Annotated in this window: 26 protein-coding genes and 1 other RNA gene; 16 read left to right on the top strand and 11 right to left on the bottom strand. The window is 70.5% G+C overall.

Annotation, left to right across the window (positions count from 1 at the left end; all coding sequences use genetic code 11):
- Positions 1 to 108 precede the first annotated feature (108 nt).
- Both EYW40_RS02930 and EYW40_RS02925 read left to right on the top strand, forming a co-directional pair.
- Positions 109 to 744 carry an RAD55 family ATPase gene (locus EYW40_RS02930; RefSeq protein ID WP_135820122.1) on the top strand — a complete coding sequence of 212 codons (636 nt, stop codon included), beginning with the start codon at positions 109 to 111 and terminating at the stop codon, positions 742 to 744.
- Between the two features lie 40 nt (positions 745 to 784).
- Positions 785 to 1192: a CoA-binding protein gene (locus EYW40_RS02925; RefSeq protein WP_135820121.1), complete on the top strand. Its 408-nt coding sequence runs from the start codon at positions 785 to 787 to the stop codon at positions 1190 to 1192.
- Here the strand turns inward: EYW40_RS02925 and EYW40_RS02920 are convergent.
- Together EYW40_RS02920 and EYW40_RS02915 are read right to left on the bottom strand one after the other, a co-directional pair.
- Entirely contained in the window at positions 1189 to 2169 is a 981-nt protein-coding gene (locus EYW40_RS02920) for a PLP-dependent cysteine synthase family protein (protein WP_135820120.1), read from the bottom strand. The two genes, EYW40_RS02925 and EYW40_RS02920, sit on opposite strands and share 4 nt — an antisense overlap.
- Positions 2170 to 2202: 33 nt before the next feature.
- Positions 2203 to 2556, bottom strand: coding sequence for a DUF5798 family protein (locus EYW40_RS02915; RefSeq protein WP_135820119.1), 354 nt, complete (start codon positions 2554 to 2556; stop codon positions 2203 to 2205).
- A gap of 81 nt (positions 2557 to 2637) precedes the next feature.
- Between EYW40_RS02915 and EYW40_RS02910 the strand changes: the two genes are divergently transcribed.
- The 3 genes from EYW40_RS02910 (at position 2638) to EYW40_RS19490 (ending at position 3718) form a co-directional block, all read left to right on the top strand.
- Positions 2638 to 3057 carry a DUF7548 family protein gene (locus EYW40_RS02910; RefSeq protein WP_135820118.1) on the top strand — a complete coding sequence of 140 codons (420 nt, stop codon included), beginning with the start codon at positions 2638 to 2640 and terminating at the stop codon, positions 3055 to 3057.
- An 87-nt stretch (positions 3058 to 3144) separates the two neighbouring features.
- An RNA gene (ffs, locus tag EYW40_RS02905) (signal recognition particle sRNA) lies at positions 3145 to 3456 on the top strand.
- A gap of 100 nt (positions 3457 to 3556) precedes the next feature.
- Positions 3557 to 3718: a hypothetical protein gene (locus tag EYW40_RS19490; protein WP_161973149.1), complete on the top strand. Its 162-nt coding sequence runs from the start codon at positions 3557 to 3559 to the stop codon at positions 3716 to 3718.
- Positions 3719 to 3764: 46 nt separating this feature from the next.
- Here the strand turns inward: EYW40_RS19490 and EYW40_RS02900 are convergent, their stop codons facing one another.
- Genes EYW40_RS02900 through EYW40_RS02890 form a run of 3 tightly spaced genes read right to left on the bottom strand, consistent with a single transcriptional unit; the run spans position 3765 to position 5216 of the window.
- Positions 3765 to 4643, bottom strand: a complete 879-nt coding sequence (locus tag EYW40_RS02900) for a mechanosensitive ion channel family protein (RefSeq protein WP_135820117.1) — start codon at positions 4641 to 4643, stop codon at positions 3765 to 3767.
- Positions 4643 to 4888: a YhbY family RNA-binding protein gene (locus tag EYW40_RS02895; RefSeq protein WP_135820116.1), complete on the bottom strand. Its 246-nt coding sequence runs from the start codon at positions 4886 to 4888 to the stop codon at positions 4643 to 4645. Before EYW40_RS02895 ends, EYW40_RS02900 begins: the two co-directional genes overlap by 1 nt.
- 55 nt (positions 4889 to 4943) lie before the next feature.
- A complete protein-coding gene (locus tag EYW40_RS02890; RefSeq protein ID WP_135820115.1) occupies positions 4944 to 5216 on the bottom strand; it encodes a ribonuclease P protein component 4 in 273 nt (90 codons plus the stop codon).
- 291 nt (positions 5217 to 5507) lie between these two features.
- On the opposite strand from EYW40_RS02890, the gene EYW40_RS02885 reads away from it, so the two are divergent.
- Positions 5508 to 6611 (top strand): glycosyltransferase, encoded by a 1104-nt coding sequence (locus EYW40_RS02885; RefSeq protein ID WP_135820114.1) that lies wholly within the window; start codon positions 5508 to 5510, stop codon positions 6609 to 6611.
- On the opposite strand, the gene EYW40_RS02880 is transcribed toward EYW40_RS02885, so the two are convergent.
- The 3 genes from EYW40_RS02880 to EYW40_RS02870 form a co-directional block, all read right to left on the bottom strand.
- Positions 6593 to 6838 carry a hypothetical protein gene (locus EYW40_RS02880; RefSeq protein ID WP_135820113.1) on the bottom strand — a complete coding sequence of 82 codons (246 nt, stop codon included), beginning with the start codon at positions 6836 to 6838 and terminating at the stop codon, positions 6593 to 6595. The genes EYW40_RS02885 and EYW40_RS02880 overlap by 19 nt on opposite strands.
- Positions 6839 to 6955: 117 nt before the next feature.
- Positions 6956 to 7360 (bottom strand): hypothetical protein, encoded by a 405-nt coding sequence (locus EYW40_RS02875; protein ID WP_135820112.1) that lies wholly within the window; start codon positions 7358 to 7360, stop codon positions 6956 to 6958.
- An 83-nt stretch (positions 7361 to 7443) separates the two neighbouring features.
- Positions 7444 to 8220 (bottom strand): DUF2797 domain-containing protein, encoded by a 777-nt coding sequence (locus tag EYW40_RS02870; protein WP_237560554.1) that lies wholly within the window; start codon positions 8218 to 8220, stop codon positions 7444 to 7446.
- Positions 8221 to 8313: 93 nt separating this feature from the next.
- Between EYW40_RS02870 and EYW40_RS02865 the strand changes: the two genes are divergently transcribed.
- A complete protein-coding gene (locus EYW40_RS02865; RefSeq protein ID WP_135820110.1) occupies positions 8314 to 8643 on the top strand; it encodes a BsuPI-related putative proteinase inhibitor in 330 nt (109 codons plus the stop codon).
- Positions 8644 to 8682: 39 nt separating this feature from the next.
- Here EYW40_RS02865 and EYW40_RS02860 read toward each other — a convergent pair whose 3' ends face one another.
- Complete coding sequence (locus EYW40_RS02860; RefSeq protein WP_135820109.1) at positions 8683 to 9477, bottom strand: alpha/beta fold hydrolase; 795 nt, start codon at positions 9475 to 9477, stop codon at positions 8683 to 8685.
- A gap of 155 nt (positions 9478 to 9632) precedes the next feature.
- Between EYW40_RS02860 and EYW40_RS02855 the strand changes: the two genes are divergently transcribed.
- A complete protein-coding gene (locus EYW40_RS02855; protein WP_135820108.1) occupies positions 9633 to 10319 on the top strand; it encodes a helix-turn-helix domain-containing protein in 687 nt (228 codons plus the stop codon).
- Positions 10320 to 10336: 17 nt separating this feature from the next.
- Here EYW40_RS02855 and EYW40_RS02850 read toward each other — a convergent pair whose 3' ends face one another.
- Both EYW40_RS02850 and EYW40_RS02845 read right to left on the bottom strand, forming a co-directional pair.
- A complete protein-coding gene (locus EYW40_RS02850) occupies positions 10337 to 11143 on the bottom strand; it encodes an alpha/beta fold hydrolase (protein ID WP_135820107.1) in 807 nt (268 codons plus the stop codon).
- A 56-nt stretch (positions 11144 to 11199) separates the two neighbouring features.
- Positions 11200 to 12129, bottom strand: coding sequence for an NAD-dependent epimerase/dehydratase family protein (locus tag EYW40_RS02845; protein WP_135820106.1), 930 nt, complete (start codon positions 12127 to 12129; stop codon positions 11200 to 11202).
- Positions 12130 to 12233: 104 nt separating this feature from the next.
- Here EYW40_RS02845 and acs (EYW40_RS02840) point away from each other — a divergent pair, with 104 nt between their 5' ends.
- The 8 genes from acs (EYW40_RS02840) to EYW40_RS02805 all read left to right on the top strand — a co-directional run bounded on the left by acs (EYW40_RS02840) (position 12234) and on the right by EYW40_RS02805 (position 21996).
- Entirely contained in the window at positions 12234 to 14201 is a 1968-nt protein-coding gene (gene acs / locus EYW40_RS02840; protein WP_135820105.1) for an acetate--CoA ligase, read from the top strand.
- A gap of 133 nt (positions 14202 to 14334) precedes the next feature.
- The gene (locus tag EYW40_RS02835; protein WP_135820104.1) at positions 14335 to 16137 is read left to right on the top strand and encodes a bacterio-opsin activator domain-containing protein; all 1803 of its coding nucleotides are present in this window, start codon (positions 14335 to 14337) and stop codon (positions 16135 to 16137) included.
- Between the two features lie 111 nt (positions 16138 to 16248).
- Complete coding sequence (gene acs / locus EYW40_RS02830) at positions 16249 to 18234, top strand: acetate--CoA ligase (RefSeq protein ID WP_135820103.1); 1986 nt, start codon at positions 16249 to 16251, stop codon at positions 18232 to 18234.
- Positions 18235 to 18317: 83 nt separating this feature from the next.
- Positions 18318 to 18779 carry a DUF4212 domain-containing protein gene (locus EYW40_RS02825; protein WP_135820614.1) on the top strand — a complete coding sequence of 154 codons (462 nt, stop codon included), beginning with the start codon at positions 18318 to 18320 and terminating at the stop codon, positions 18777 to 18779.
- Complete coding sequence (locus tag EYW40_RS02820; RefSeq protein WP_135820102.1) at positions 18776 to 20416, top strand: sodium:solute symporter family transporter; 1641 nt, start codon at positions 18776 to 18778, stop codon at positions 20414 to 20416. The genes EYW40_RS02825 and EYW40_RS02820 overlap by 4 nt, the downstream gene beginning before the upstream one ends.
- A gap of 6 nt (positions 20417 to 20422) precedes the next feature.
- Positions 20423 to 20887 (top strand): universal stress protein, encoded by a 465-nt coding sequence (locus EYW40_RS02815; protein ID WP_135820101.1) that lies wholly within the window; start codon positions 20423 to 20425, stop codon positions 20885 to 20887.
- A gap of 50 nt (positions 20888 to 20937) precedes the next feature.
- The gene (locus tag EYW40_RS02810; RefSeq protein WP_135820100.1) at positions 20938 to 21477 is read left to right on the top strand and encodes a tRNA (cytidine(56)-2'-O)-methyltransferase; all 540 of its coding nucleotides are present in this window, start codon (positions 20938 to 20940) and stop codon (positions 21475 to 21477) included.
- Positions 21478 to 21555: 78 nt separating this feature from the next.
- Positions 21556 to 21996 (top strand): hypothetical protein, encoded by a 441-nt coding sequence (locus tag EYW40_RS02805; RefSeq protein ID WP_135820099.1) that lies wholly within the window; start codon positions 21556 to 21558, stop codon positions 21994 to 21996.
- The last annotated feature ends 22 nt before the right edge of the window (positions 21997 to 22018 follow it).

Genomic DNA, 22018 nt, shown 5'->3' with positions numbered 1-22018 from the left:
TCAAAAACTATATACGCTCGCTCCGTACACCTTTATACCAGACGAACACGTTGACTCCATCGAATAACAGTGGGACGACCCCCGCTGTTCTCTCCACGACGATCCCTCATGTATGATCTGGCCCCTGTCCTCCCGGACGTCGAAGTGACGCCGGGGACGAACCTGCTCGTTTCCGGGCCGCCGATGACCGGAAAACGGCGGATAGCGACGGAGATACTCGCGGAGGGGAGCAAGCAGGGAGACGGAGCTATCGTCGTCACCACGAAAGACAGCGCGGACAAACTCGTCACGGAGTACGAGCGGCTCGTCCCGGAACTCGACGACGCGCCGTTCGGCGTCGTCGACTGCGTGACGAAGCAACGCGGCGTGGGCAACGCTGAGAACACGAGCCGGGTGAAGTACGCGTCGTCGCCGGTCGACATGACCGGGCTTGGGATCCAGCTCTCGGAGTTCCTCCAGGAGTTCTACGAGACGCGCAGCATCCAGCGCAACCGGGTGTTGCTCCACTCCGTGTCGACGCTGTTGATGTACTCGAACGTCCAGACGGTGTTCCGGTTCCTGCACGTGTTCACCGGCCGGGTCCAGAGCGCCGAGGCGCTGGGGCTGTACGTGCTCGACTCGACGGCCCACGAGGAGCAGACCCTGAACACGCTGAAACAGCTGTTCGACGGCGTCATCGAGGTCGAGGACGACGACGGCGAGCCGTCGGTCACGACGATGGGGATCCCGTCGGCGTCGAACTGACCAGCAGGCTTTAATCGGGGGGTCCCGTGATCCTCCGCCAATGCCCGTCGAGAGCGACGCGGAGCTACGAGAACTGCTTGGTCTGCGACGGATCGCGGTCGTCGGTTGCTCGGGGACCGAGGGCAAGGACGCCCACGAGATCCCGAAGTACCTGCAGAACCACGGGTACGAGGTGACGCCGGTCAACCCCTTCGCCGACGAGGTGCTGGGCGAGACGGCGTACGACTCGCTGGCCGACGTCGAGGGCGAGATAGACGTCGTCGACGTGTTCCGCCCCAGCGAGGAGGTAAGCGGGATCGTCGACCAGGCGATCGAGCGCGACGACGTGAAGGTCGTCTGGACCCAACTCGGCATCCGCGACGACGATGCGGCCGAGCGCGCCGAGGCGGCGGGGCTCCACGTCGTGCAGGACCGCTGTATGAAAGTCGAGCACCAGCGGCTCCGCTAACCCTCCCACTCCTCGAACGACCGGTAGATCCCCTTCGAGAGGTACCGCTCGCTGGAGTCGGGGAAGATCGTCGCGACGGTGTCGTACGGCGCGTCGATCTCGCCGTCGCGGATGTCCCGCGCGACCCGCCGCGCGGCGACGCTGGCCGCGCCGGCGCTGGAGGCGACGAGCTGGCCCTCCTCGCGGGCGAGCCGCTTGAGTTCGTCCTGCGCGGCGCGGTCCGCGACGTCGACCACCGCGTCGACGAGGTCGGGGTCGAACAGTTCGTTGGTCGTCGGGTCGTGCGTGCCGATCCCCTCTATCTTGTACTCCTCCTCCGTCCCGTCCTCGCCCAGCACCGTGCCGTACAGCGACCCCTCCGGCTCGACGGCGGCGACGTAGGTGTCCGGGTGTTGCTCCCGGGCGTACTCGGCGAGCCCCATGAGCGTGCCGGCGGTGCCACAGCCCGCGACGACCGCGCCGACCTCGCCGTCGAGCGCTTCGTAGATCTCCGGGGCGGTCGTCTCGTAGTGTGCCTCGACGTTGAGCGGGTTGGCGAACTGCTGGGGGACGACCGCGTCGTCGAGTTCGTCGGCCAGTTCGTGGGCGCGCTCGATCGCCCCGTCCATGCCGTGCTCGGTGGGCGTGTTGATGACGTCGGCCCCGAGGGCGTCCATCAGCTGCTGTTTCTCCACGCTGAACCGCTCGGGGACGACGAACACCGCGTCGACGCCCAGTTGCCCGGCGGCGACGGCGAAGCCGATGCCCGTGTTGCCGGCGGTCGGCTCGATGACGGTGCCGCCCGGCGACACGTCCCCGCGCTCGATCATGCGTTCGAGCATGTACTTCCCGATGCGGTCCTTGACGCTCGCGCCCGGGTTGAACGACTCGGCCTTCGCGTAGACGGGCACTTCGTCGGGGGCGGCCGCGACGCGGACCAGCGGCGTCTCCCCGACGGTTTCGAGCACCGAGTCGACGGGCTCGCGATGCGTGGTCATCGCTTGGGCAATAGTTGCCGCACCCGTTATACTTTATTGGTTGTCCTCGGCGGACGCCGAGTCGGCGGCGTCGTCCGCCGGTTCGTCGCTCCCGCCCCCGGCGGTCCCGTCACCGCTTTCGCCGTCGGCGGCGTCCGCCTCCGCGTCCTCGATGGCCGCGTCGGCCAGCAACTGGTCGACGTCGATGCCGCGGTCGGCGGCGATCGCGTCGAGGACGGCCCGCTGTTTCTCCAGTTCGGTCTCCATCCGCTCGACGCGGTCGCCGGTTTCGGTCGTCGTCTCCTCCAGTTTCATCACGCGCTCGCGCACGTCGGCCAGCTGCTTGTACAGCTGCTCGGCGCGGTCGGCGACGCTCTGGATCTTCTTCGCGGTGCTTCCGAGTCCCATACGCGCCGCTTCCGGGGCCGGCAAGTTGGGCCTTCCGACTCGAACGCCGCGCTTATGCGAGCGGCGGTACCAGTGTCGGATATGGTAGACGAGACGGTCCCGCCGACCATCGGGCTGCTCGGCACGCTCGCCATCGCCGCCGTCGCCGCCGCGCCGTACGTTGCCCTCCCGGCCGCCGAGGCGAGCGGCCTCGACCTCTACTACTCGGCCGGCTTCGTCGGCCCGTGGGCGATCACGATGCTGGCGCTGGTCGCCGCCATCGCCTTCGCGGCGGGGCGACAGGACCGGACGCCGCCGGAGACCGCCGCCGGCGCGACGCTCGGGCTGGGGCTCATCATGACCGTTCTCGCCGCGCTGTGGGCCGTCTCCGTCGACGCGTCGCTCGTCCTCCAGATCGGGTCCGCCGACTGGATCGAGTACCACCGCTGGATGTTCCTCGCGGCGACGCTCGTCGTCCCGCTGGCCGCGGGCCTGTACGCCCGCGCGCTGCGGCTGTTCTGACCGGCCCGACGACGAAGGTCGGTCCGCGCACCGGCCCGCCGTCCCCGACTGATGCGAAAGGTCCTTAAGAGACCGGGGGCTACGTCGGGATGGACTAGGTCGGGCAGCTAGGCCCTGCTCTCCACCCGCCCTATGGCCTTCAGCGGGGACCGAACCCCGGGCGCGTCCGGTCCGACCGGGCGGGGCCCCGGGAGCCAACGTGGAAGCCTCGTCCATCGGGGACAGCGGTCCGCGGCGTCCGTCCGCAGGGACGGCGCGCCGCGGTTGGTCGGCGGCAATCCGTCAGGCGCGGAAGCGAGCAGCGGACCGTCGGACACCTGTCGCTCGATGGGTCGCGGGGTGGAGGAGGCAACCGGGATTCCCCCGTCCGGGACGCCGGGCAACTCCGGGCGTCCGACCATTCATACCGACTCTTCGCCCGAGCGGCGGCGCTCCGCACGCCTCGTCCGCGGCCGACAGAACTACGCCACTGCACGGGAATCCTCGGGCAGGAAACCACATGGACCTCGCTGACAAGGCGACGCTGTTCCTCTACGTCGCGGTCGGGATCGGGTTCGCGGTTCTCGTCCTGTTGCTCGTGTCGCGGATCGACGTCTGGCCCTTCCTCAGCGCCGTCGACCCGCCGTCGGCGACGCTCCGGCCGCTCGCCTCGCTCCGGTAACCCGTCGACGCGAAAATCACAGCCTCCGAGAACGGCAAACGGCCGCTCAGTCGTCGGCCGGTTCCGCGAACTCCGCCGCGTTGGCCAGTTCGAGGCCGCCCGAGAGCGTGCGGTTGGGGTACGGGATGTCGATCCCCTCCTCGTCGAACCGCTGTTTCACGCTGGTGACGTACTCGCCGCGGACCTTCACGAAGTCCGCGCGGCTCGGGTCGGCGATCCAGATGCGGGACTGGAGGCCGACCGAGGAGTCGCCCAGTTCGGTCAGCCGGACGGAGGGGGCCGGGTCCTCGAGGATGTCGGGGTGGGCCTCGGCCTCCTCGATGATGATGTCGGTCGCCCGCTCGATGTCGTCGTCGTAGCCGATGCCGAACACGAACTTCTGGCGGAGCTTGTCCTTCGCCATCGGGTTCTTGATGACGCCGTCGGTCAACTGGGAGTTGGGCACCGTCAGCAGTTCGTTGTCGAACGTCCGGACCCGGGAGACCCGGAGGCTGATGTCCTCGACGATGCCGGAGTTGCCGTCCCACTCGATCCAGTCGCCGATGCGGAACGGCTTGTCGGTGAAGATGAAGATGCCCGCGACGAAGTTGGCGATCACGTCCTGCAGCGCGAAGCCGATGGCCAGCGTCGCGGCCGCGGCGATGGTGGCGAGCGACTGCAGGAAGCTCCCCAGCCCCGCCGCGCCGAACGCGACCGACACCGCCGCGAAGATCACGACGATCTGGGTGACCTTCATCAGCGGCTTGCGCGCGTGGGCGTCGAGGTCGCGGCGGTTCAGCAGCCGCCGGACCAGCGGGTACACGGCCAGCTTGCCGATGAGGTACACGGCGAGGAACGCTATGAGGAACTGGATCGCCGCCCCTAACGGCGTCGCGACGTCCGCGCTCACCCCCGCGTCGATGAGGAACTCGTCGACGACGACCATCAGTGCAACACCGCCGTGTTACCGCGCGTCTCGACGAGTTCCGCGTCGACGGCGTCGGCCAGTTCGACCGCGAGTTCCTCCGTGCTCGACCCCCCGCGGGCCGCCCGCAGGAACTTCACCTTCACGAGTTCCCGGTCGTTGAGCTGGTCGGCGAGTTCGCCGGTCACCGAGTCGATACCGTTCTTCCCCACCCAGACGGTGACGTCCGTCTCGTGTGCCTGTTTCCGGAGCCGCTGATCTGTCATTCTACCGCGTGTACGTACGGCTCCCGTTTCAACTTTGTTGCACGCACCCGCCGCGTCAGTACGGATAGCGCGCCTGATGGCCGCAGTCGCAGGCGACGACGACGTGGCCGTCCCTGGTCCTGACGCGCGCGTTCGCGCCCGGACGGAGGTAGCTGTCACAGGCGTCGCAGGTGAACCGCTTGAACCGCGTCGGGAGCGACAGGCGGTTGCGCTCGGCGATGCGTCTGGCGAGGCGGACGTACTCCCGCGCCCGCTCCTGGTTCGACGCGGCCGCCGCGTCGCGGGCGAGCGTCTCCAGCCGGTCGATGCGCTCCTCGGCTATCGTCATCGGAAATGGGGGGTGGGGGGATTCCGGGGCCGATCAGGACAAGGAGAGAGTGTCATCCTGAAACGCCCCGTTTACCGCTCGGTATGTGAAAGACAAGTATTTTTTGTTTCTACTCTTAGGGGAAGCCCTCCGAACGAACTCGGGGACGGGAGCGGGGCGGCCCCTGACAGCCGAACCCTCTCCGGGATCCTGGACGCCCGCACGACCCGGACCGTCGCCCGCCGGATCGCCGGAACGAGGTGATCGATAGATGACGGGATTTTTAACCACTCCCCCACGAAAGGCTCGGTAATGAATCATCAGGTCGCCGCCTTTACCGACACCTATCTGCCGACGGTAAACGGCGTGACCTACACGATAGACACCTGGCGGGACCGCTGGAACCGCGACGGCGGCCGGATGGACGTGGTGTACCCCCGGTCGGACGGCCACTCGCCGGGTCCACACGAGCACCCGGTCAGGAGCGTCGCGTTCCCCTGGTATCAGGGGTATCGCCTCGGCGCGCCGAAGATCCCCGACGCCGTCGAGAGCGTCGACGTGGTCCACGCCCACACCCCCTACGCCCTCGGACTGGGCGCGATGCGGCTCGCCCGCCGCGCCGACGCGCCGCTGGTCGCCTCCTACCACACCCCCGGCGGCGAGTACACGGACTACCTCGCGCCGACCGAGGGCATCGCGAGCGGCCTCCGGGGGTTCGTCGAGGGGTACGAGCGGTGGTTTTTCAACCGCGCCGACCGGGTCGTCGTCCCGACCGAACCCGTCCGCCAGTACCTCCGGGCCGAACTCGGCATCGAGACCCGCGTCGAGGTGGTCTCGAACGGGATCGACACCGAGCACTTCCGGCCGACTGACGCGACGGCGTTCCGCGAACGCCACGACCTCGTCGGCGAGCGGCTGGTCGGCTACACCGGCCGGCACGGCTACGAGAAGCGCCTCACCGACCTGATAGACGCGGCCGAGGGCCTCGACGCGACGGTCGTCCTCGGCGGCGACGGCCCCGCCCGCGAGGACCTGCGGGCGCAGGCGGCCGACAGCGACGCGGACGTGCGCTTCCTCGGCTTCCTCGACCGCGAGGAGATGCCGGCGTTCTACTCGGCGCTCGACGTGTTCGCGTTCCCGAGCCCGGTCGAGACGCAGGGGCTGGTCGCGCTGGAGGCCAACGCCTGCGGGACGCCCGTCGTCGGCGTCGACAGCGGCGCGCTCTCCGAGACGGTCGAGGACGGGGTGACGGGGTATCACTTCCCGAGCGAGGACGTCGATGCGTTCCGGGCGCGGATCGAGGACGTGCTCGCCGACGGCGACGACCTCGCGGAGAACTGTCTGGAGCGTCGGGACGAGATAAGCGTCGGCAGAACCGTCGAGCGACTGGCCGACCTCTACGGCAGCGTCTCGTAGGAGTCGAGCGCCTGCCCGATGCCGGTCATCACCGCGACGACGACGCCGGTCGCGAACAGCGTCGCCGCCACGAGCAGGAGTACGCCGACCCACGGAGCCGCCTCGTACGCCGGCGAGACGCTCGCGTAACCGAGCACCGAGAGCGGCGCGAGCGCGAGCGCCGCCCGCTGGTGCCGGCGCGGGAGGTCGTGGATCAGTTTCGCGACGAGCACGGCTGTCAGCGACATCGTGGGTGGGGTAGTAACCCCGCAGGGATAAAGATAGTGTCGGATTCCGGAACAGGAAACGGGGCCGACCCGCTCGCGGTGGTTGCTCTCACCGGTAATCGGCGAGAGCGACCCGTATCAGTCCTCGAGCGCGTCCGCGATGCGCTGGAGCTGTCGGGTGGCGTCGCGGACCTCGTCGCGGAGCTGTCGGACCTCGCGGACGAGTTCCTCGTTGCCGCCCTCCGACTGGCCGCCCGGTCCCGCGCCGGGGCCGCCGGGGCCGGCGCCGGGACCGCCGCCCATCATGCCGCTCATCATCTGTGCGAACGGGTTGCCGCCGCCCCCACCCATGCCGCCGGGGCCGCCGGGACCGCCGCCCATCATCTCCTCCATGCGCTCCTCGCGGGACTCGCCGTCCCCCTCGCCCTCCTCGGCGCGCTTCTCGCGGATCTCCTCGACGCGCTCGCGGAAGGACTTCTCCTCGTCCTCGCCGTTGTCCTCGGCGGCCGGTTCCTCGCCGTCGGTGGAGTCGTCGTCCGACATACCACCGGCTTTCGTCGCCGGCCCGAAAAGGGTTCGGTAAACGGTCGCCGGAGCGACGTACCGCGACTGTGGGGCGGTGGACGTCAGGTGAACGCGCCGAGGTTCGACTGCAGCGAGCGCGACGCCGACTCCGCCTCGACCGCGTAGCCGACCAGGTCCCGCAGGTCGACGGCGTAGGTCGTCCCGGCGTTCTCCAGGACCAGCACGCGGCCCTTCACCCCAACCACCGTCCCCGTCGCCAGCGTCTCGGGGACCGGGCGGGCGTCGAGGCCGAGGCCGTAGTCGAACCGCCAGCGGTCGAGCACGTCGAACTCCGCCAGTACGGCCGCCCAGGCGTCCTCGTCGACCCCGCGGCCGAGGCCGGCGACCTTCTCGGGGACCCGGACGCGGTCGGTCTGGTCCGTCGCTATCTCGGCCTCCAGTTCCCGGGCGATCCGGCCGTTCGAGACGGTGTGGAGGTGGGCGGCGCGGTCGGCCCCCTGCTCGCGCAGGCGGGTCTCCAGCCGCCACGACCGGGTGACGCCGACCTTGAACGTCGCCGGGGCGAACGCCGCGAGGTACACCGCGTGCTCCTCGTAGCAGTCCATCTCGTCCTTGAGGCAGGTGCCGGTACACCGCGCACACACCCACGTGCTCGCGTGCTGGTCGCAGTACGGGGCGGCCTCGTTCCCGCAGTCGTAGTGGGTGTCCCCGTCGACCGCGCCCGCACAGCGCCGCTCGCCGAGGCTGTAGGCGAGTTCGGTCCCCGGCGTCAGCGCGACGCGGTCGACGCGCCCGTCCGCGGCGAGCAACAGCGCGGGGTTCCGGCCGTCGCCCTCCCCGGACGCCGGCGACCCCGTGTCGTACCCGACGATCTGCACGCCCCGCGGTAGGCGACCCCCGGATAAAGGCGTACTGCTTGCCGGACCGCCCCCGACGGAAAGGCTTTGGTCGCCCGTTCGGTAGCCCGGCCCATGGCGCTTCATGGGTCGCTCGACGTCGCCGCCGACGACGGCGTCACGTTCGTCTTCACGGTCGAAAACGACGGGGCTGAACCGGTCGACCTCCGCTTCCCCGACGCGCTGGAGGCGGACTTCGCCGTGCACGACGGCGACCGGGAGGTCTGGCGGTTCAGCGAGGGCCGCATGTTCGCGCAGGCGCTCGGCTCCGAGACGATACCCCCCGGCGAGTCCGCGACGTACGAGGCGTCGTGGGACGACCCCGAGTCCGGCGAGTACGACGCCGTGGCGACGCTCGAAGCGCGGGAGTCCGACTGCGAGGCGCGGGCGGCGTTCTCGGTGTAGGTGGGCCGGCGACCGCGCGCCGGGGGCGACGTCCCCGACTTACTGGGCGTTCACGAACGCCGCGACTTCCGCGGCGACGCGGTCCGGCGCTTCGGCCGGGCCGGTGTGGCTGACGCCGTCGAACTCGACGAGGCGGCTGTGGGGTAGCGCCGCGTGGACGTCGCGTGCGCTCTCCCGGAGGAACTCCGGGCCGTCCGTCCCGGTCAGGACGAGCGCGGGGGCGTCGACGTGGAGGCGGTCGGGGAGTTCGTACCGCTCGACGGCGCGGTTCATGCGGACGACCTCCTCGGCGAGGTCCACGCAGTCCGGCCAGACCGGCCACTCCGCGAGCCACGCGTCGAGGTCGTCGACACCGTCGGGGTGGAGCACCTGCTCGACGTAGCGTTTCACCGCCTCGCGTCGCTCGCCCCGGTCGATCAGCGACGCCATCCGGTCGGCGAGGTCGGCCTCCGCCCGGTACCCCTCGGGGAGCACCGCCGGTTCGTAGGCGACGACCGCCTCGACCGCCGCGTCCGTCGCGGCCTCGACCGCGGTGAGCGCGCCGTAGGAGTGCCCGAGCAGAACCGGGTCGCCGTCGACGGCCTCGACGAGCGCGCGGGCGTACTCGGCCTCGCGCTCCAGCACCTCGGCCGCGCTCGTCTCCGCGGGGTCGTCGAGACAGGTGCCAAAGCCCGGGCGCTGCGGGACGACCGCGCCGTATCCCTCGAACGCCGGGACGACCGGGTTCCAGTACTCCCGGGGGGCCATCCCGCCGTGGAGCAGGACCAGCGGGTGGCCGTCGCCGCGTCGTTCGTACGCTACCTCGATCCCGTTCGTGGACTGTGTCCGCTGCATGCCTCCCGTCGTTCGACCCCGCCCCGGCTAAGCCGTTCTCTCAGCCGTCCGGCGTTTTAAGTAGGGGCGGCCACCGGACGGCCGGTCCGCTCGGGGGCCGCGGGGCCGTCACCGCGATTCGACACGTCCATTGGTGCCGCCCGGAACGGTGTGGTATGGGGCTCGTCGCCGAGTTCGGGATCCGCTGCGAGGCGCTCCCCCTGGCGGGGGTGGCGTCGGCGGTTCCCGACGCGTCGCTCGCGCTCGAACTGCAGTACAACCACGGCAGGCGGCCGCTGTTTCTCGTGACCGCGACCGGCGGCTCCCGGTCGGCGACCGAGCGGGCCCTCGACGACGCCTACGACGTCGACCGGTGGACCCTCGTCGGGCGCGCCGGCGACACCCGCCGGTATCAGGCGGTCCCCGCGCTGAGCTTCGAGGAACAGCTCGGCGACCACATCGACGACCTGGCCGGCCTCGAAGCCCTCGCCACGGCCGACGCCATCGTCGAGCGGATCGACGTCGAGCCGGACGGCTGGCGGCAGACGGGCTGGTTCGCCGACCGCGACGCCTTCGACGCGTTCGCCTCGTTCTGGCGGCGCAACGCCGGCTTCCGGCTGCACCGCCTCACGCACGACGGCGAGCCCGAACCGCCAGGCGACGGGCTGACCGACCGCCAGCGCGAGGCGCTCCGGACCGCGTACGAACTCGGCCACTTCGAGGTCCCGCGCCGGGCCACCCTGGCGGAGGTTGCCGCGGAGCTCGACATCTCCGCGTCGTCGGCCTCCGAGCGGCTCCGCCGCGCGCAGACGCGACTCGTACAGGAAACCGTGGCGACGACGTGGCCGCCGCTCCCGGACTGACGGGGCCGCCCGGCCGCCTACAGGCGGCGGAGGAACGTCCGGAGCTCCGCCGCGGCGGCGTCGTACTCGTCGAGGAAGACGTGGTGTCCGGCGTCGGGGACGTGTACGAGCCGGCCGTCCGCGAGCCGCTCCGCCGCCCGCAGGTCCTCCACCCGGTCGTCGACGCCGACGTCGCGTCGCAACACCAGCGTGCGACACGCGACGTCGTCGAACGCCCGCTCCACCGGCGGATGCTCCTGTGCGATCTTCACGACGTGCGGGCTGCAGTCGTCGGTCGCGACGGCGAGGCGACGGACCTGCGCCTCGTCGTGGTCGTCGCGGCCGGCTTCCTCGTAGTGGCGTTCGACCCGTTCCTCGACCGAGCGGGACTTCGACTCACGGAGGCGTTCGCGGCCCGCTTCCCGTGCGGCTTCCACGCTCGTCTCCGGGGTCCCCCGGAACCGCGACGGGTCTTCGAGGAAGACGCCGCGGGGCAGCGACGGGTGCTCGGCGGCCGCCCAGGCGACCGTCGCCGCGCCCATCGAGTGCCCGCCGAGGACGGGGTCGTCCAGCCCGAGTTCGGCGACCAGCCCGACGAGGTCGGCGACGCGGGTGTCTATGTCGTATCCCGTCTCCGGGGCGTCCGAGCGGCCGTGGCCGCGGGCGTCGTACGCGACCACCTCGTACTCGTCGGCCAGATCCGACCCCAGCCGCGCCCAGCACCGGCCGTCGGCGTACATCCCGTGTGCCAGCACGACCGGATCGCCGGATCCCGCCCGGTAGTACCGGATGTCGATACCGTTGGCGGAGACGGTGCCGGCGGTCCACTCGTCGGGGAGGTCCATACCGCCGGCTCCCGCGGCCGCAGAAAGAACCTTGCGATAGCTCGGGCGGTCCCGGATCAGTCCAGCCGGTCGACCAGTTGCCGGGCCGCCTTGCGGACGGACTCGTCGCTGGAGAAGGGCGGCCCCCAGCCGGTCGCGGCGAGTTTCTCGACCGAGAGGCGCATCTTCGGCACGTCGCCGGTCCAGCCGCGGTCGCCGCCGGTGTACTCGTAGTCGGGGTCGACGCCCATCTCCTCGGCGACGATGTCGGCGATGCGGTTGACCGACGTCGTGGTCCGCGTGCCGAGGTTGTACACGTTGAGGGCGTCGTCCGTGTTGGCGACGACGTGGCGGATGGCGTCGACGCACTCCTCGACGTGGAGGTACGACTTCTCCTGGCGGCCGTTCCCGAGGATCGTCATCGTCTCGGGGTTCTCGTCCATCTTCTCCACGAAGTCGGGGATGACGGAGCCGTCGAACGCCGGGCCGGGGATGTTCGCGAACCGGAACGTCCAGACGGTGAAGCCGTGGGCGTGGGCGTACGTCGACAGCAGGCCCTCCTCGGCGAGTTTGCTCGCGCCGTAGATGCTGATGGGTTCGAGCGGCGCGTAGTCCTCGGGCGTCGGGCGCGGGGCCTCGCCGTACACCGTCGAGGAGGAAGTGAACGCTATCCGGTCGACGCCGACCGAATCCATCCGTTCGAGCAGGTTGTACGTCATCGCGTTGTTCGCGTCGAACTGCGCGCGGGGGCGGTCGGTGTCGACCTCCTTCGAGGCGGCGAAGTGGAAGACGACGTCGAGGTCGGGGGTGACGACCTCGGCCACCGCGTCCGGGTCGGTCAGGTCCACCCCGGCGAACTCGGCGCCGTCGGGCACCCAGTCGCGGTAGCCGTTCGAGAGGTCGTCCGCGACGAGGACGTCGTTGTCGGCGTCGAGGCGGGCGGCCATGTGCGACCCGACGAGGCCTGCGCCGCCGGTGACGAGCACTCGCTTTCCGGACAGGTCCATGCGTACCGGTCCGACGTTCCGGGGCAAGTAGGTTGCGGTCACCGCCCCCGGGTGTGGACAGTGGGAACGCTTATGCCGCTTTCAGTCCACAGCTACGCCGTGAAATGAGCGACGGCCCGGGGGTAGACGTCGAACGGGCGCTCGGCGAGACCGAGGCGATCGACCCGCCGGAGTCGTTCGTCCGGCAGGCGAACGTCAGCGACCCGTCGATACACGAGGCGTTCGCGTCGAACTGGCCGGAGTGCTGGGAGCGGGCCGCGGACCTGCTCGACTGGGAGTCGGCGTACGATGCCGTGCTCGACGACTCCGACGAACCGTTCTACGAGTGGTTCACCGGCGGGAAACTGAACGCCGCGTACAACTGCGTCGACCGCCACGTTGAGGCGGGCGGGAAGAACCGCGCGGCGATCAAGTGGGTCGGCAAGCGCGACGAGACGCGGACGTACACCTATCAGGACCTCCACCGCGAGGTCAACGAGTTCGCGGCCGCGCTGCGCGACCTGGGCGTCGGCGAGGACGACGTGGTGACGCTGTACATGCCGATGATCCCGGAGTTGCCGGTGGCGATGCTGGCGTGTGCCCGGATCGGCGCGCCCCACAGCGTCGTGTTCGCCGGCTTCTCGGCCGACGCCCTCGCCACGCGGCTGGCGCGGGCCGACTCGGAGTACCTGGTCACCTGCGACGGCTACTACCGGCGGGGCACCGCGTTCAACCTGAAGAGCAAGGCGGACAACGCCCTGCTCGACGTGAACCACGACGTGCGCGAGACGGTCGTCGTCGACCGCCTCGGCGACGAGATGGGCCACCACCTCCCGTCCCACCAGCGCGACTACGGCGACCTGCTCGACGACCACGCCGGCGAGCGCGTCGACCCGGTCCCGCGGGACGCCGAGGACATGCTGTTCCTGATGTACACCTCCGGGACGACCGGCGAGCCGAAGGGCGTGACGCACGCGACCGGCGGCTACCTCGCGCAGGCCGCCTGGACCAGCCACGCCGTGCTGGACCTCGAACCGGAGGACACCCACTGGTGCTCGGCCGACATCGGCTGGATCACTGGCCACACGTACGTCGTCTACGGCCCGCTGGCGCTGGGCGCGACGACGACGATGTACGAGGGGACGCCGGACTACCCCGACCGCGACCGCGTCTGGGAGATCGTCGACACGAACGCCGTCGACGTGTTCTACACCGCGCCGACCGCGATCCGGGCGTTCATGAAGTGGGGCGAGGAGTACCCCGAGCGCCACGACCTCTCCAGTCTCCGCCTGTTGGGCACCGTCGGAGAACCGATCAATCCCCGCGCCTGGCAGTGGTACTACGAGCACGTCGGCGGGGGGGAGTGCCCGGTCGTCGACACGTGGTGGCAGACCGAGACCGGCGGGATGATGATCTCGACGCTGCCGGGCGTCGACGCGATGAAGCCGGGGAGCGCGGGACCGCCCCTGCCGGGGATCGACGCGGAGGTGGTCGACGCCGCCGGCGACCCGGTCGACGCCGGCGGGGCCGGCTACCTGACGGTCGCCAAGCCCTGGCCCGGCATGCTCCGGACGCTGTACGGGGACGACGACCGCTTCGTCGAGGAGTGCTGGCGGCGGGACGACGACGGCGGCTACCGCTACGTCGCCGGCGACGGCGCGACGGTCGACGGGGACGGCTACGTCACGGTGCTCGGCCGGATCGACGACGTGTTGAACGTCTCGGGCCGCCGCCTCGGCACGATGGAGATAGAGAGCGCCATCGTCGGCGTCGAGGGCGTCGCCGAGGCCGCCGTCGTCGGGGCGGACGACGGCCCCGACACCGCCGTGTTCGCGTACGTCAGCACGGAGAACGGCTACGACGCGAGCGAGGAACTCCGCGAGCGGATCGTCGAGACGGTCGGCGAGACGATCGCCCCCTTCGCCCGGCCGGAGCGGGTCGTCTTCGCGCCGGACCTGCCGAAGACGCGGTCGGGCAAGATCATGCGCCGCCTGCTAACCGCGGTCGCGAGCGGGGACGACTTAGGGAACACCAGCGCGCTCCGCAACCCCGAGGTCGTCGGCGAGATCCAGGCCGCGGTCCGGGACGAGTGATTTCCCTCCCGTTGGGAACCGGAAACGGGTCGCGGAAATATTTCGGAAGAAGTGGCGACTGATGCGACAAGCCTCCGGATGCCCCCAAAATCTCCCGAAAGCTTGATTTCGCTCTCGTCGAATTGGGGAAACGATGAGCGCGAGCGGGGCGACGGCCGACCGGGCGGAGTGGTTCGACGCGGCCGCGTACGACCGGCTGCGCGGCGCGACGGGGAGCTACCGCGAGGTGTTGCTGGTCCGGTTGGCCGCCGAGGCTGGCCTCCGGGCCGCCGAGATGCCGCGGGTCCGCCCCGCCGACCTCCGGCAGGTCCGCGAGGACCCCGCCCGCCACCTGCTCGCCGTCGGCGACGGGGACGGCGGCGTGGCCCGCGAGACGGTCGCGACCCCCGAACTGGCCCGCGAGATCCGCCGGTACGCCCGGAGCGAGGGGGTCGCGGACGACGAGCCGCTGGTGGACGTGAGCCCGCGGCGCGTCCGCATGATCGTCGCGGAGGCCACGGACCGGGCGGCCGAGCGGACCGGCGACGACCGCTACGCCGACCTCGCCGTCGGCGACCTGCGCCGGTACTTCACCCGCCGGCTGCTCGTCGAGGCCGACGCCAACCCGCGGGTCGTGAAGGCCGCCTGCGGCTGGGGGAGCTTCGAGGCGCTGGAGCCGTACCTCGACGCGCCCGACGAGGACGCCCTCGTCGCCGCGCTGTCCCGCCTCGTCGGCGACGCGGGCGGCGGGACCGGCGAACTGGCCCGGCTCCGGTACCACCGCGAGGTCGCGACCGCCGCCCGCGTCGCCGGCGAGGACGCGCTGGCGGCCGACGACCGCCGCGGCGTCGAGCGGGCGACCTGCGCCGGGCTCGCCGGCGGGCCGTACGTCGGCGCGTGGACGACTGCCGGGGGAATCGCGGCCGACGGGGGCGATCCGCGGGCCGTCGCGGGCGTCGCCGAGGACGCCGCGGCGCGGATGGCGACCGCCGTCGCCGCGACCGACGCCGTCGACCGAGCGACCGAGACCGGCGAGCCGGTCGTCAGGCGGGCCGCCGACCCGCCGCTGTCCGGCCCCGACGGCGACGCGTTCCGGGCCTGCGGCGGGGCGTCGCTCGCGGTCGTCCCGCTCGCGACCCGGGAGACGACCCACGGCGTCGTCTGCGTCCTCTCGGACCGGCCGGACGCGTTCGAGGCGGACGAGCGCGCCCAGTTGCGGGCACTCGGCCGGCGCGTCGCCCACGCGGTCACGGCGCTCCGGCGGCGGAAGCTCCTCCTCTCGGACGCGGTGGTCGAACTGGCGATCCGCGTCGACGGCGACCGCTCGTTTTTCAACCGGGTCGCGGCCGACTGCGGCTGTACGCTCTCGCTGGAGTCGCTGGTCTCGGGCGACGACGCGACGCTCGTCTACTACCTCTCGCTGTCCGGCGCGTCGCCGTCGGCGGCGTTCGAGCGCGCGGAGGCGGCCGACGCCGTCGAGTCGTTCCGCCTCGTCGAGGCCCGCGCGGACGACGCCCTGCTGGAGTTCGTCGTCTCGGGGACGACGCCGGCGGTCGCGCTGACCCGGGCGGGCGCGACCGTCAGCGACGTCGACGTCACCGGCGAGGGCACCCGCCTCACCGCCGAACTGCCGCGCGACGCCGACCTCCGGTCGGTCGTCGACGCGCTGGCGGACGCCTTCCCGAGCGCGGCGGTCATCGGGAAACGCGAGACCGAGCGGTCGGCCCGCACCGTCGACGAGTTCCGCCGCGGGGTCGCCGACCGGCTCACCGACCGCCAGGAGTCGGCGCTGCACGCGGCCTACGCCGGCGGCTACTTCGACTGGCCCCGCGAGAGCACCGCCGAGGAGATAGCCGACGCGATGGGCGTCTCCTCCCCGACGCTCCACAACCACCTCCGGAAGGGCCAGCGCGAACTCCTCGGGGCGGTGTTCGACGACGGCGACGGGCAGCAATGACCCGCTGGCGGCGGGGTCCCGCCGCCGGCGGCGACGGCGACCGGGCCGGCTCCGGTTTGTACATTTAGATGTGGGATTTATTGTGGCGGTTGGAGTGGAAAACAACGTATCATGGGAGACAGCGACTCACCGGAGGACGTACAGCTCGAAGCCCGACTGGCCGAACAGGAGGCGTTCGAGCCGCCCGAGTCGTTCGTCGAGCAGGCGAACGTGGCAGACGAGGGGATATACGACGAGTTCGAGGAGAACTGGCCGGAGTGCTGGGAGCGGGCCGCGGACCTGCTCGACTGGGAGTCGGAGTACGACGAAGTGCTCGACGACTCGGACGAGCCGTTCTACGAGTGGTTCACCGGCGGGGAGCTGAACGCCTCGGCGAACTGCCTCGACCGGCACGTCGACGACGGCCGGGGCGACGACGTCGCTATCGAGTGGGTCGGCGAACTCGGCGAGACGCGGACGTACACGTACGCCGAACTCCTCCGTGAGGTCGAGGAGTTCGCGGCCGCCCTGCGGGAGCTTGGCGTCGAGGAGGACGACGTGGTGACGCTGTACATGCCGATGATCCCGGAGTTGCCGGTGGCGATGCTGGCGTGTGCCCGGATCGGCGCGCCCCACAGCGTCGTGTTCGCCGGCTTCTCGGCCGACGCCCTCGCCACGCGGATGAACAGCGCCGACTCGGAGTACCTGGTCACCTGCGACGGCTACTACCGCCGCGGCGACGCCCTGGACCACAAGGACAAGGCCGACGAGGGCCTCGGCGACGTCGAGCAGGCCGTCGAGACGGTCGTCGTCGACCGCCTCGGCGACGACCTGGACCACGACCTGGGCGACGACCAGCACGACTACGACGAACTGGTCGCCGCACAGGAGGGGGCCTCCGTCGACCCCGTCACCCGCGACGCGGAGGACATGCTGTTTCTCATGTACACCTCCGGGACGACGGGCGAGCCCAAGGGGGTGAAACACACCACCGGCGGCTACCTCTCCTACGTCAGCTGGACGAGCCAGGCGGTCCTCGACATCGAGGCCGACGACACGTACTGGTGCTCGGCCGACATCGGCTGGATCACGGGCCACTCCTACATCGTGTACGGGCCGCTCGCGCTCGGCACGACGTCCGTGATGTACGAGGGGACGCCCGACTACCCCGAGAAGGACCGCATGTGGGAGATCGTCGAGGAGTACGGCGTCGACATCTTCTACACGGCACCGACCGCCATCCGGGCGTTCATGAAGTGGGGCGAGCAGTACCCCGCGGAACACGACCTGTCGAGCCTGCGCCTGCTCGGCACCGTCGGCGAGCCGATCAACCCCCGCGCCTGGAAGTGGTACTACAAGCACATCGGGGGCGAGGACTGCCCGATCGTCGACACGTGGTGGCAGACCGAGACCGGCGGCATGATGGTCACCACGCTCCCGGGGATCAACACGATGAAGCCCGGGTCGGCCGGGCCGCCGCTCCCCGGGATCGACGCGAAGGTCATCCACCCGAACAAGGAGGAGGTCGACCCCGGCCAGGCCGGCCACCTCACCGTCCAGAAACCCTGGCCCGGCATGCTCCGGACGCTGTACGACAACGACGAGCGGTTCGTCAACGAGTACTGGTCGGAGTACTCCGACGAGGACGCCGGCGAGTGGATCTACTTCCCCGAGGACGGCGCGAAGATCGACGACGACGGCTACATCACCGTGCTCGGCCGGGTCGACGACGTGCTGAACGTCTCGGGCCACCGCCTCGGTACGATGGAGATAGAGAGCGCCATCGTCGGCGTCGAGGGCGTCGCCGAGGCCGCCGTCGTCGGCGGCGACCACGAGGTGAAAGGCGAGGCCGTCTACGCCTACGTCATCACCGAGGACGGCTACGAGGAGGGCGAGGAGCTCCGCGGCCGGATCGTCGAGGGCATCGAGGACGCCATCGGCCCGATCGCGCGTCCGGAACAGGTCATCTTCACGCCGGAACTGCCGAAGACGCGGTCGGGCAAGATCATGCGCCGCCTGCTGGAGGACATCGCCAACGACGACGAACTGGGCGACACGTCGACCCTCCGGAACCCCGACGTGGTCAACGACATCCAGGCGAAGGTCGGGGACGACTGAGCGAGCACCGTTTTTCGAACGCCACCGCAGGGAGCCACCATCACGAGATCACAACCATGGCAGACAACGACACGCACGAGAATATGGCAGACAACGACAGGCACGATCACCACGACGAGGCGACCGGCCCGGACGACACGCGGGTCGAACCGGACGGCGGGACCGTCACCGGAGCCGCACAGAGCCACCGCGAAACCGACTACCTCGACAGGGAGGTGAACCTGCTCAAGCCGAGCACCCCGTTCATGCGCGACCACCTCCGCGTGGTCTGGACGGGCTTTGCGATCTGGGCCGTGGTCGTCTTCGGCCCGGTGACGGCGACGGCGCTCGCGCCGGACGTCATGACACAGACCATCCCCGGGATCGGCTTCCCGCTCCACTACTTCCTCGTCTCCATCGGCGCGCCCGGCGGGGCCCTGGCGCTCTCGTTCTGGTACGCCCGGCGGCGGGACAAGCTAGACGAGAAGTACGGCGTCGAGCACGGGTCGGTGACCCCCGACGCCGACGAGGGGACGCCCGCCGCTGACGGGGGTGTCGAGGAATGACCGCGCTCCCGCTCCAACTGCTCCCGGAGGGGCTCGAAGTCTCGTTCAAGCTCCTTCCGGCGATCCTCGTCTCGGCGATGCTGCTTCTCTTCCTCGTCATCGGCTACCTGTTCAAGGTGGCCGACGCCGAGGGGATGTGGGTCGCCGGTCGGTCCATCGGCAACGTCGAGAACGGGATGGCGATCGGCGCGAACTGGATGTCGGCGGCGTCGTACCTCGGGATGGCCGGGATCATGGTCCTCTCGGGCTTCTACGGGCTGGCGTTCATCGTCGGCTGGTCGACGGGCTACTTCATCCTGCTCATCTTCATGGCCGCGCAGATGCGCCGGTTCGGGAAGTACACCGCGCCGGACTTCGTCGGCGACCGGTTCAACTCCGACGGCGCGCGGGCCATCGGCGCGGTCACGACGTTCCTCATCGGCTTCGTCTACGCCATCGGCCAGGCCCGCGGGATGGGGCTGGTCGGGCTGTACATCTTCGGCGACATCGGCCTGCCGGGGCTCTCGGGCTACCAGTCGATGGTCGTGTTCATGATGGCGATAACGGTCGGGTATCTCACGCTCTCCGGAATGCTGGGCGCGACCAAGAACATGGCCGTCCAGTACGTCATCCTCATCGTGGCGTTCCTGGCCGGCCTGTACGCCGTCGGCCTCTCGCAGGGCTATTCGACGGTGCTGCCGCAGATCGAGTACGGCGCGCTGTTCAGCCAGCTTAGCAGCGAGTTCAGCGACCCGTTCACCAACGAGAGCTACTACCTGTGGATCGCGACGGCGTTCTCGCTGGTCGTCGGGACCTGCGGGTTACCACACGTCCTGGTGCGGTTCTACACGGTCGAGAGCGAGCGGACCGCCCGCTGGTCGACGGTCTGGGGGCTGTTTTTCATCTGCCTCCTGTACCTGAGCGCGCCGGCGTTCGCGGCGTTCGGCGTCGACCTCTACGGCGGCGTCGGGATGGGCCCGGCCGAAGCGGACACGATCGTCGTGTTGGCGGCGCAACTGGCGCAACTGCCGACCTGGTTCGTCGGCTTCGTCGCCGCCGGCGGCATCGCCGCGGCGATCGCGACGACCGCCGGCCTGTTCATCGCCGGGTCGTCGGCGATCTCCCACGACATCTACGCCAACATCATCAACGAGGACGCGACCCAGCGCCAGCAGGTGTTCGTCGGCCGGGCCGCCATCGTCGCGCTCGGCGTCATCACGACGCTGGCCGCGCTGGACCCGGCGGCCCCCATCGCCGCGCTGGTGTCCTACGCGTTCTCGCTCGCGGGCGCGGTGCTGTTCCCGATGTTCTTCCTCGGGCTCTGGTGGGAGAACACGAACCGTCAGGGCGCGCTCGCCGGGATGACGACCGGCCTCGTCATCTGGACCGTGCCGATGATAAACGAGGTGCTGCCGACGTACGTCGGCTCGATCGACGGGACCATCTCGCCGACGCTGGCCCAGTGGGTCCCGGCGATCGGCTCGGCGCTCATCGCCGTCCCGGTCGTGTTCGCCGTCACCATCGCCGTCTCGATGGCGACCGAGGAACCGCCCGAGGACATCAAGCGCCTCGTCCGGCAGTGTCACAGCCCCGAGCCCATGCAGCAGATGGACTCGGCCGAGGACATCGTCGAGGGCGACGCCCCGGCGGACGACTGATTCACAATGTACGACAACATCCTGATCCCGACGGACGGAAGCGAACCGGCTCGCAGGTCGATACGGCACGGCGTCGACATCGCCGAGCGGTACGGGGCGACCGTACACGCGCTGTACGTCGTCGACCTGCAGGCGACCAACTACAGCCTCGGCACCGAGCAGGTCGAGCGCCTGCGCCAGGGGAAGCTATCCGAGATGCCGGAGGTACAGCAGAAGGCCGAGGAGGCGACTGCCGAGGTCGCCCGACAGGCGGCCGACGCGGGGCTGGAGGCGGTCGAACACGTCGCGGTCGGCAGCCCCCACGACGAGATCGTCGCGTACATCGCGGACAACGACATCGACCTGGCGGTGATGGGCTCCCACGGTCGCTCTGGCATCAGCCGGATGCTGCTCGGCAGCGTCACCGAACGGGTCGTCCGTACGGCGACGATCCCCGTGCTCGTCGTCGACGCGCGCGACGAGGAGGAGTAACCCGCGGCGGAAGCGAAACCCCCTAACCGCTCCCACGCGACCGTTCCCCCATGCAGGGGGAACCCGAGGTCGCCGTGCTGCGGCTCGGCCACCGGCCCGGTCGCGACGGGCGGATGACGACTCATGTCGGACTGACCGCCCGCGCGCTCGGAGCGGACCGCGTGCTCCTGACCTCGTCCACGCAGGCCAAGGAGACGATCGAGGACATCACCGGGCGGTTCGGCGGCCCCTTCTCGGCCGAACTCACCGACTCGCCAAAGGCGACGATCCGGGACTGGCCCGGCGTCGTCGTCCACCTGACCATGTACGGCGAGCGCGTCCAGGACGTGGAAGAAGAGATACGCGAAGCCCACGGGACCGACCCGGTGCTCGTCGTCGTCGGCGCGGAGAAGGTCCCCTTCGACGTGTACGAGGCCGCCGACTGGAACGTCGGCGTCACCAACCAGCCCCACTCGGAGGTCGCCGGGCTGGCCGTCTTCCTGGACCGGCTGTTCGAGGGCCGCGAACTCGACCGCGAGTGGGCCGACGCCGACCAGCGCGTGGTGCCGATGGCGACGGGCAAGCGGGTCGAGTCGGCCGACGACGAGTGAGGGCGGAGCCACGCGTGTCGCGACGGACGCCGGCGGAACGGGGGAAACGCTGACGGCGCTCCGGGCGAACATGCGACCATGTCCCCGAACCGGAACTCCGACTCCGGCGGCATGCCCGGCCGCTCCCGCCGGCGGTTTCTCGCGACCGTCGGCGTGGCGACCGCCGGGTCGCTTGCCGGCTGTGCCGCGGTCGACCTCCCCGGCGGCTCCGAGCGGGAGGGCGAGGGCGACACCGTCGAGATACTCGTCGAGAACAGGACGGCCGACCCCACGCGGATCGGCGTCCGGGTGGAGGACGACGACGGAGCCGCCCTGTTCAGCCGCGTCTACAGCCTTGAACCGGACCACCTCGACCAGTCCGCGGGCGTCGACGCCACGCCGGCGACGGTGCGGGCGTTCACGCCGGACGGCACGGCGGCGACGTGGGCCTATGCGCCCGACGACGACCTGGACTGCGAGGGGAAAGACGTCGGGATCACGCTGACGGAGGAGGGGTTCGAGTCGTGGTACGGCTGTTGAACGGCACGAAGTGAAGTTCCGG

Source organism: Halostella litorea, assembly GCF_004785955.1.
In the GTDB taxonomy this organism is placed as follows: Archaea; Halobacteriota; Halobacteria; order Halobacteriales; family Natronoarchaeaceae; genus Halostella; species Halostella litorea.
This window is presented reverse-complemented; position numbering and strand designations above follow the sequence as displayed.

What these genes read in the sequence shown, in the direction of transcription:
- EYW40_RS02930 (WP_135820122.1), top strand. Translation starts at nt 109, where the DNA reads ATGTATGATCTGGCCCCTGTCCTCCCGGACGTCGAAGTGACGCCGGGG.
- EYW40_RS02925 (WP_135820121.1), top strand. Translation starts at nt 785, where the DNA reads ATGCCCGTCGAGAGCGACGCGGAGCTACGAGAACTGCTTGGTCTGCGA.
- EYW40_RS02920 (WP_135820120.1), bottom strand. Translation starts at nt 2,169, where the DNA reads ATGACCACGCATCGCGAGCCCGTCGACTCGGTGCTCGAAACCGTCGGG.
- EYW40_RS02915 (WP_135820119.1), bottom strand. Translation starts at nt 2,556, where the DNA reads ATGGGACTCGGAAGCACCGCGAAGAAGATCCAGAGCGTCGCCGACCGC.
- EYW40_RS02910 (WP_135820118.1), top strand. Translation starts at nt 2,638, where the DNA reads ATGGTAGACGAGACGGTCCCGCCGACCATCGGGCTGCTCGGCACGCTC.
- EYW40_RS19490 (WP_161973149.1), top strand. Translation starts at nt 3,557, where the DNA reads ATGGACCTCGCTGACAAGGCGACGCTGTTCCTCTACGTCGCGGTCGGG.
- EYW40_RS02900 (WP_135820117.1), bottom strand. Translation starts at nt 4,643, where the DNA reads ATGGTCGTCGTCGACGAGTTCCTCATCGACGCGGGGGTGAGCGCGGAC.
- EYW40_RS02895 (WP_135820116.1), bottom strand. Translation starts at nt 4,888, where the DNA reads ATGACAGATCAGCGGCTCCGGAAACAGGCACACGAGACGGACGTCACC.
- EYW40_RS02890 (WP_135820115.1), bottom strand. Translation starts at nt 5,216, where the DNA reads ATGACGATAGCCGAGGAGCGCATCGACCGGCTGGAGACGCTCGCCCGC.
- EYW40_RS02885 (WP_135820114.1), top strand. Translation starts at nt 5,508, where the DNA reads ATGAATCATCAGGTCGCCGCCTTTACCGACACCTATCTGCCGACGGTA.
- EYW40_RS02880 (WP_135820113.1), bottom strand. Translation starts at nt 6,838, where the DNA reads ATGTCGCTGACAGCCGTGCTCGTCGCGAAACTGATCCACGACCTCCCG.
- EYW40_RS02875 (WP_135820112.1), bottom strand. Translation starts at nt 7,360, where the DNA reads ATGTCGGACGACGACTCCACCGACGGCGAGGAACCGGCCGCCGAGGAC.
- EYW40_RS02865 (WP_135820110.1), top strand. Translation starts at nt 8,314, where the DNA reads ATGGCGCTTCATGGGTCGCTCGACGTCGCCGCCGACGACGGCGTCACG.
- EYW40_RS02860 (WP_135820109.1), bottom strand. Translation starts at nt 9,477, where the DNA reads ATGCAGCGGACACAGTCCACGAACGGGATCGAGGTAGCGTACGAACGA.
- EYW40_RS02855 (WP_135820108.1), top strand. Translation starts at nt 9,633, where the DNA reads ATGGGGCTCGTCGCCGAGTTCGGGATCCGCTGCGAGGCGCTCCCCCTG.
- EYW40_RS02850 (WP_135820107.1), bottom strand. Translation starts at nt 11,143, where the DNA reads ATGGACCTCCCCGACGAGTGGACCGCCGGCACCGTCTCCGCCAACGGT.
- EYW40_RS02845 (WP_135820106.1), bottom strand. Translation starts at nt 12,129, where the DNA reads ATGGACCTGTCCGGAAAGCGAGTGCTCGTCACCGGCGGCGCAGGCCTC.
- acs (WP_135820105.1), top strand. Translation starts at nt 12,234, where the DNA reads ATGAGCGACGGCCCGGGGGTAGACGTCGAACGGGCGCTCGGCGAGACC.
- EYW40_RS02835 (WP_135820104.1), top strand. Translation starts at nt 14,335, where the DNA reads ATGAGCGCGAGCGGGGCGACGGCCGACCGGGCGGAGTGGTTCGACGCG.
- acs (WP_135820103.1), top strand. Translation starts at nt 16,249, where the DNA reads ATGGGAGACAGCGACTCACCGGAGGACGTACAGCTCGAAGCCCGACTG.
- EYW40_RS02825 (WP_135820614.1), top strand. Translation starts at nt 18,318, where the DNA reads ATGGCAGACAACGACAGGCACGATCACCACGACGAGGCGACCGGCCCG.
- EYW40_RS02820 (WP_135820102.1), top strand. Translation starts at nt 18,776, where the DNA reads ATGACCGCGCTCCCGCTCCAACTGCTCCCGGAGGGGCTCGAAGTCTCG.
- EYW40_RS02815 (WP_135820101.1), top strand. Translation starts at nt 20,423, where the DNA reads ATGTACGACAACATCCTGATCCCGACGGACGGAAGCGAACCGGCTCGC.
- EYW40_RS02810 (WP_135820100.1), top strand. Translation starts at nt 20,938, where the DNA reads ATGCAGGGGGAACCCGAGGTCGCCGTGCTGCGGCTCGGCCACCGGCCC.
- EYW40_RS02805 (WP_135820099.1), top strand. Translation starts at nt 21,556, where the DNA reads ATGTCCCCGAACCGGAACTCCGACTCCGGCGGCATGCCCGGCCGCTCC.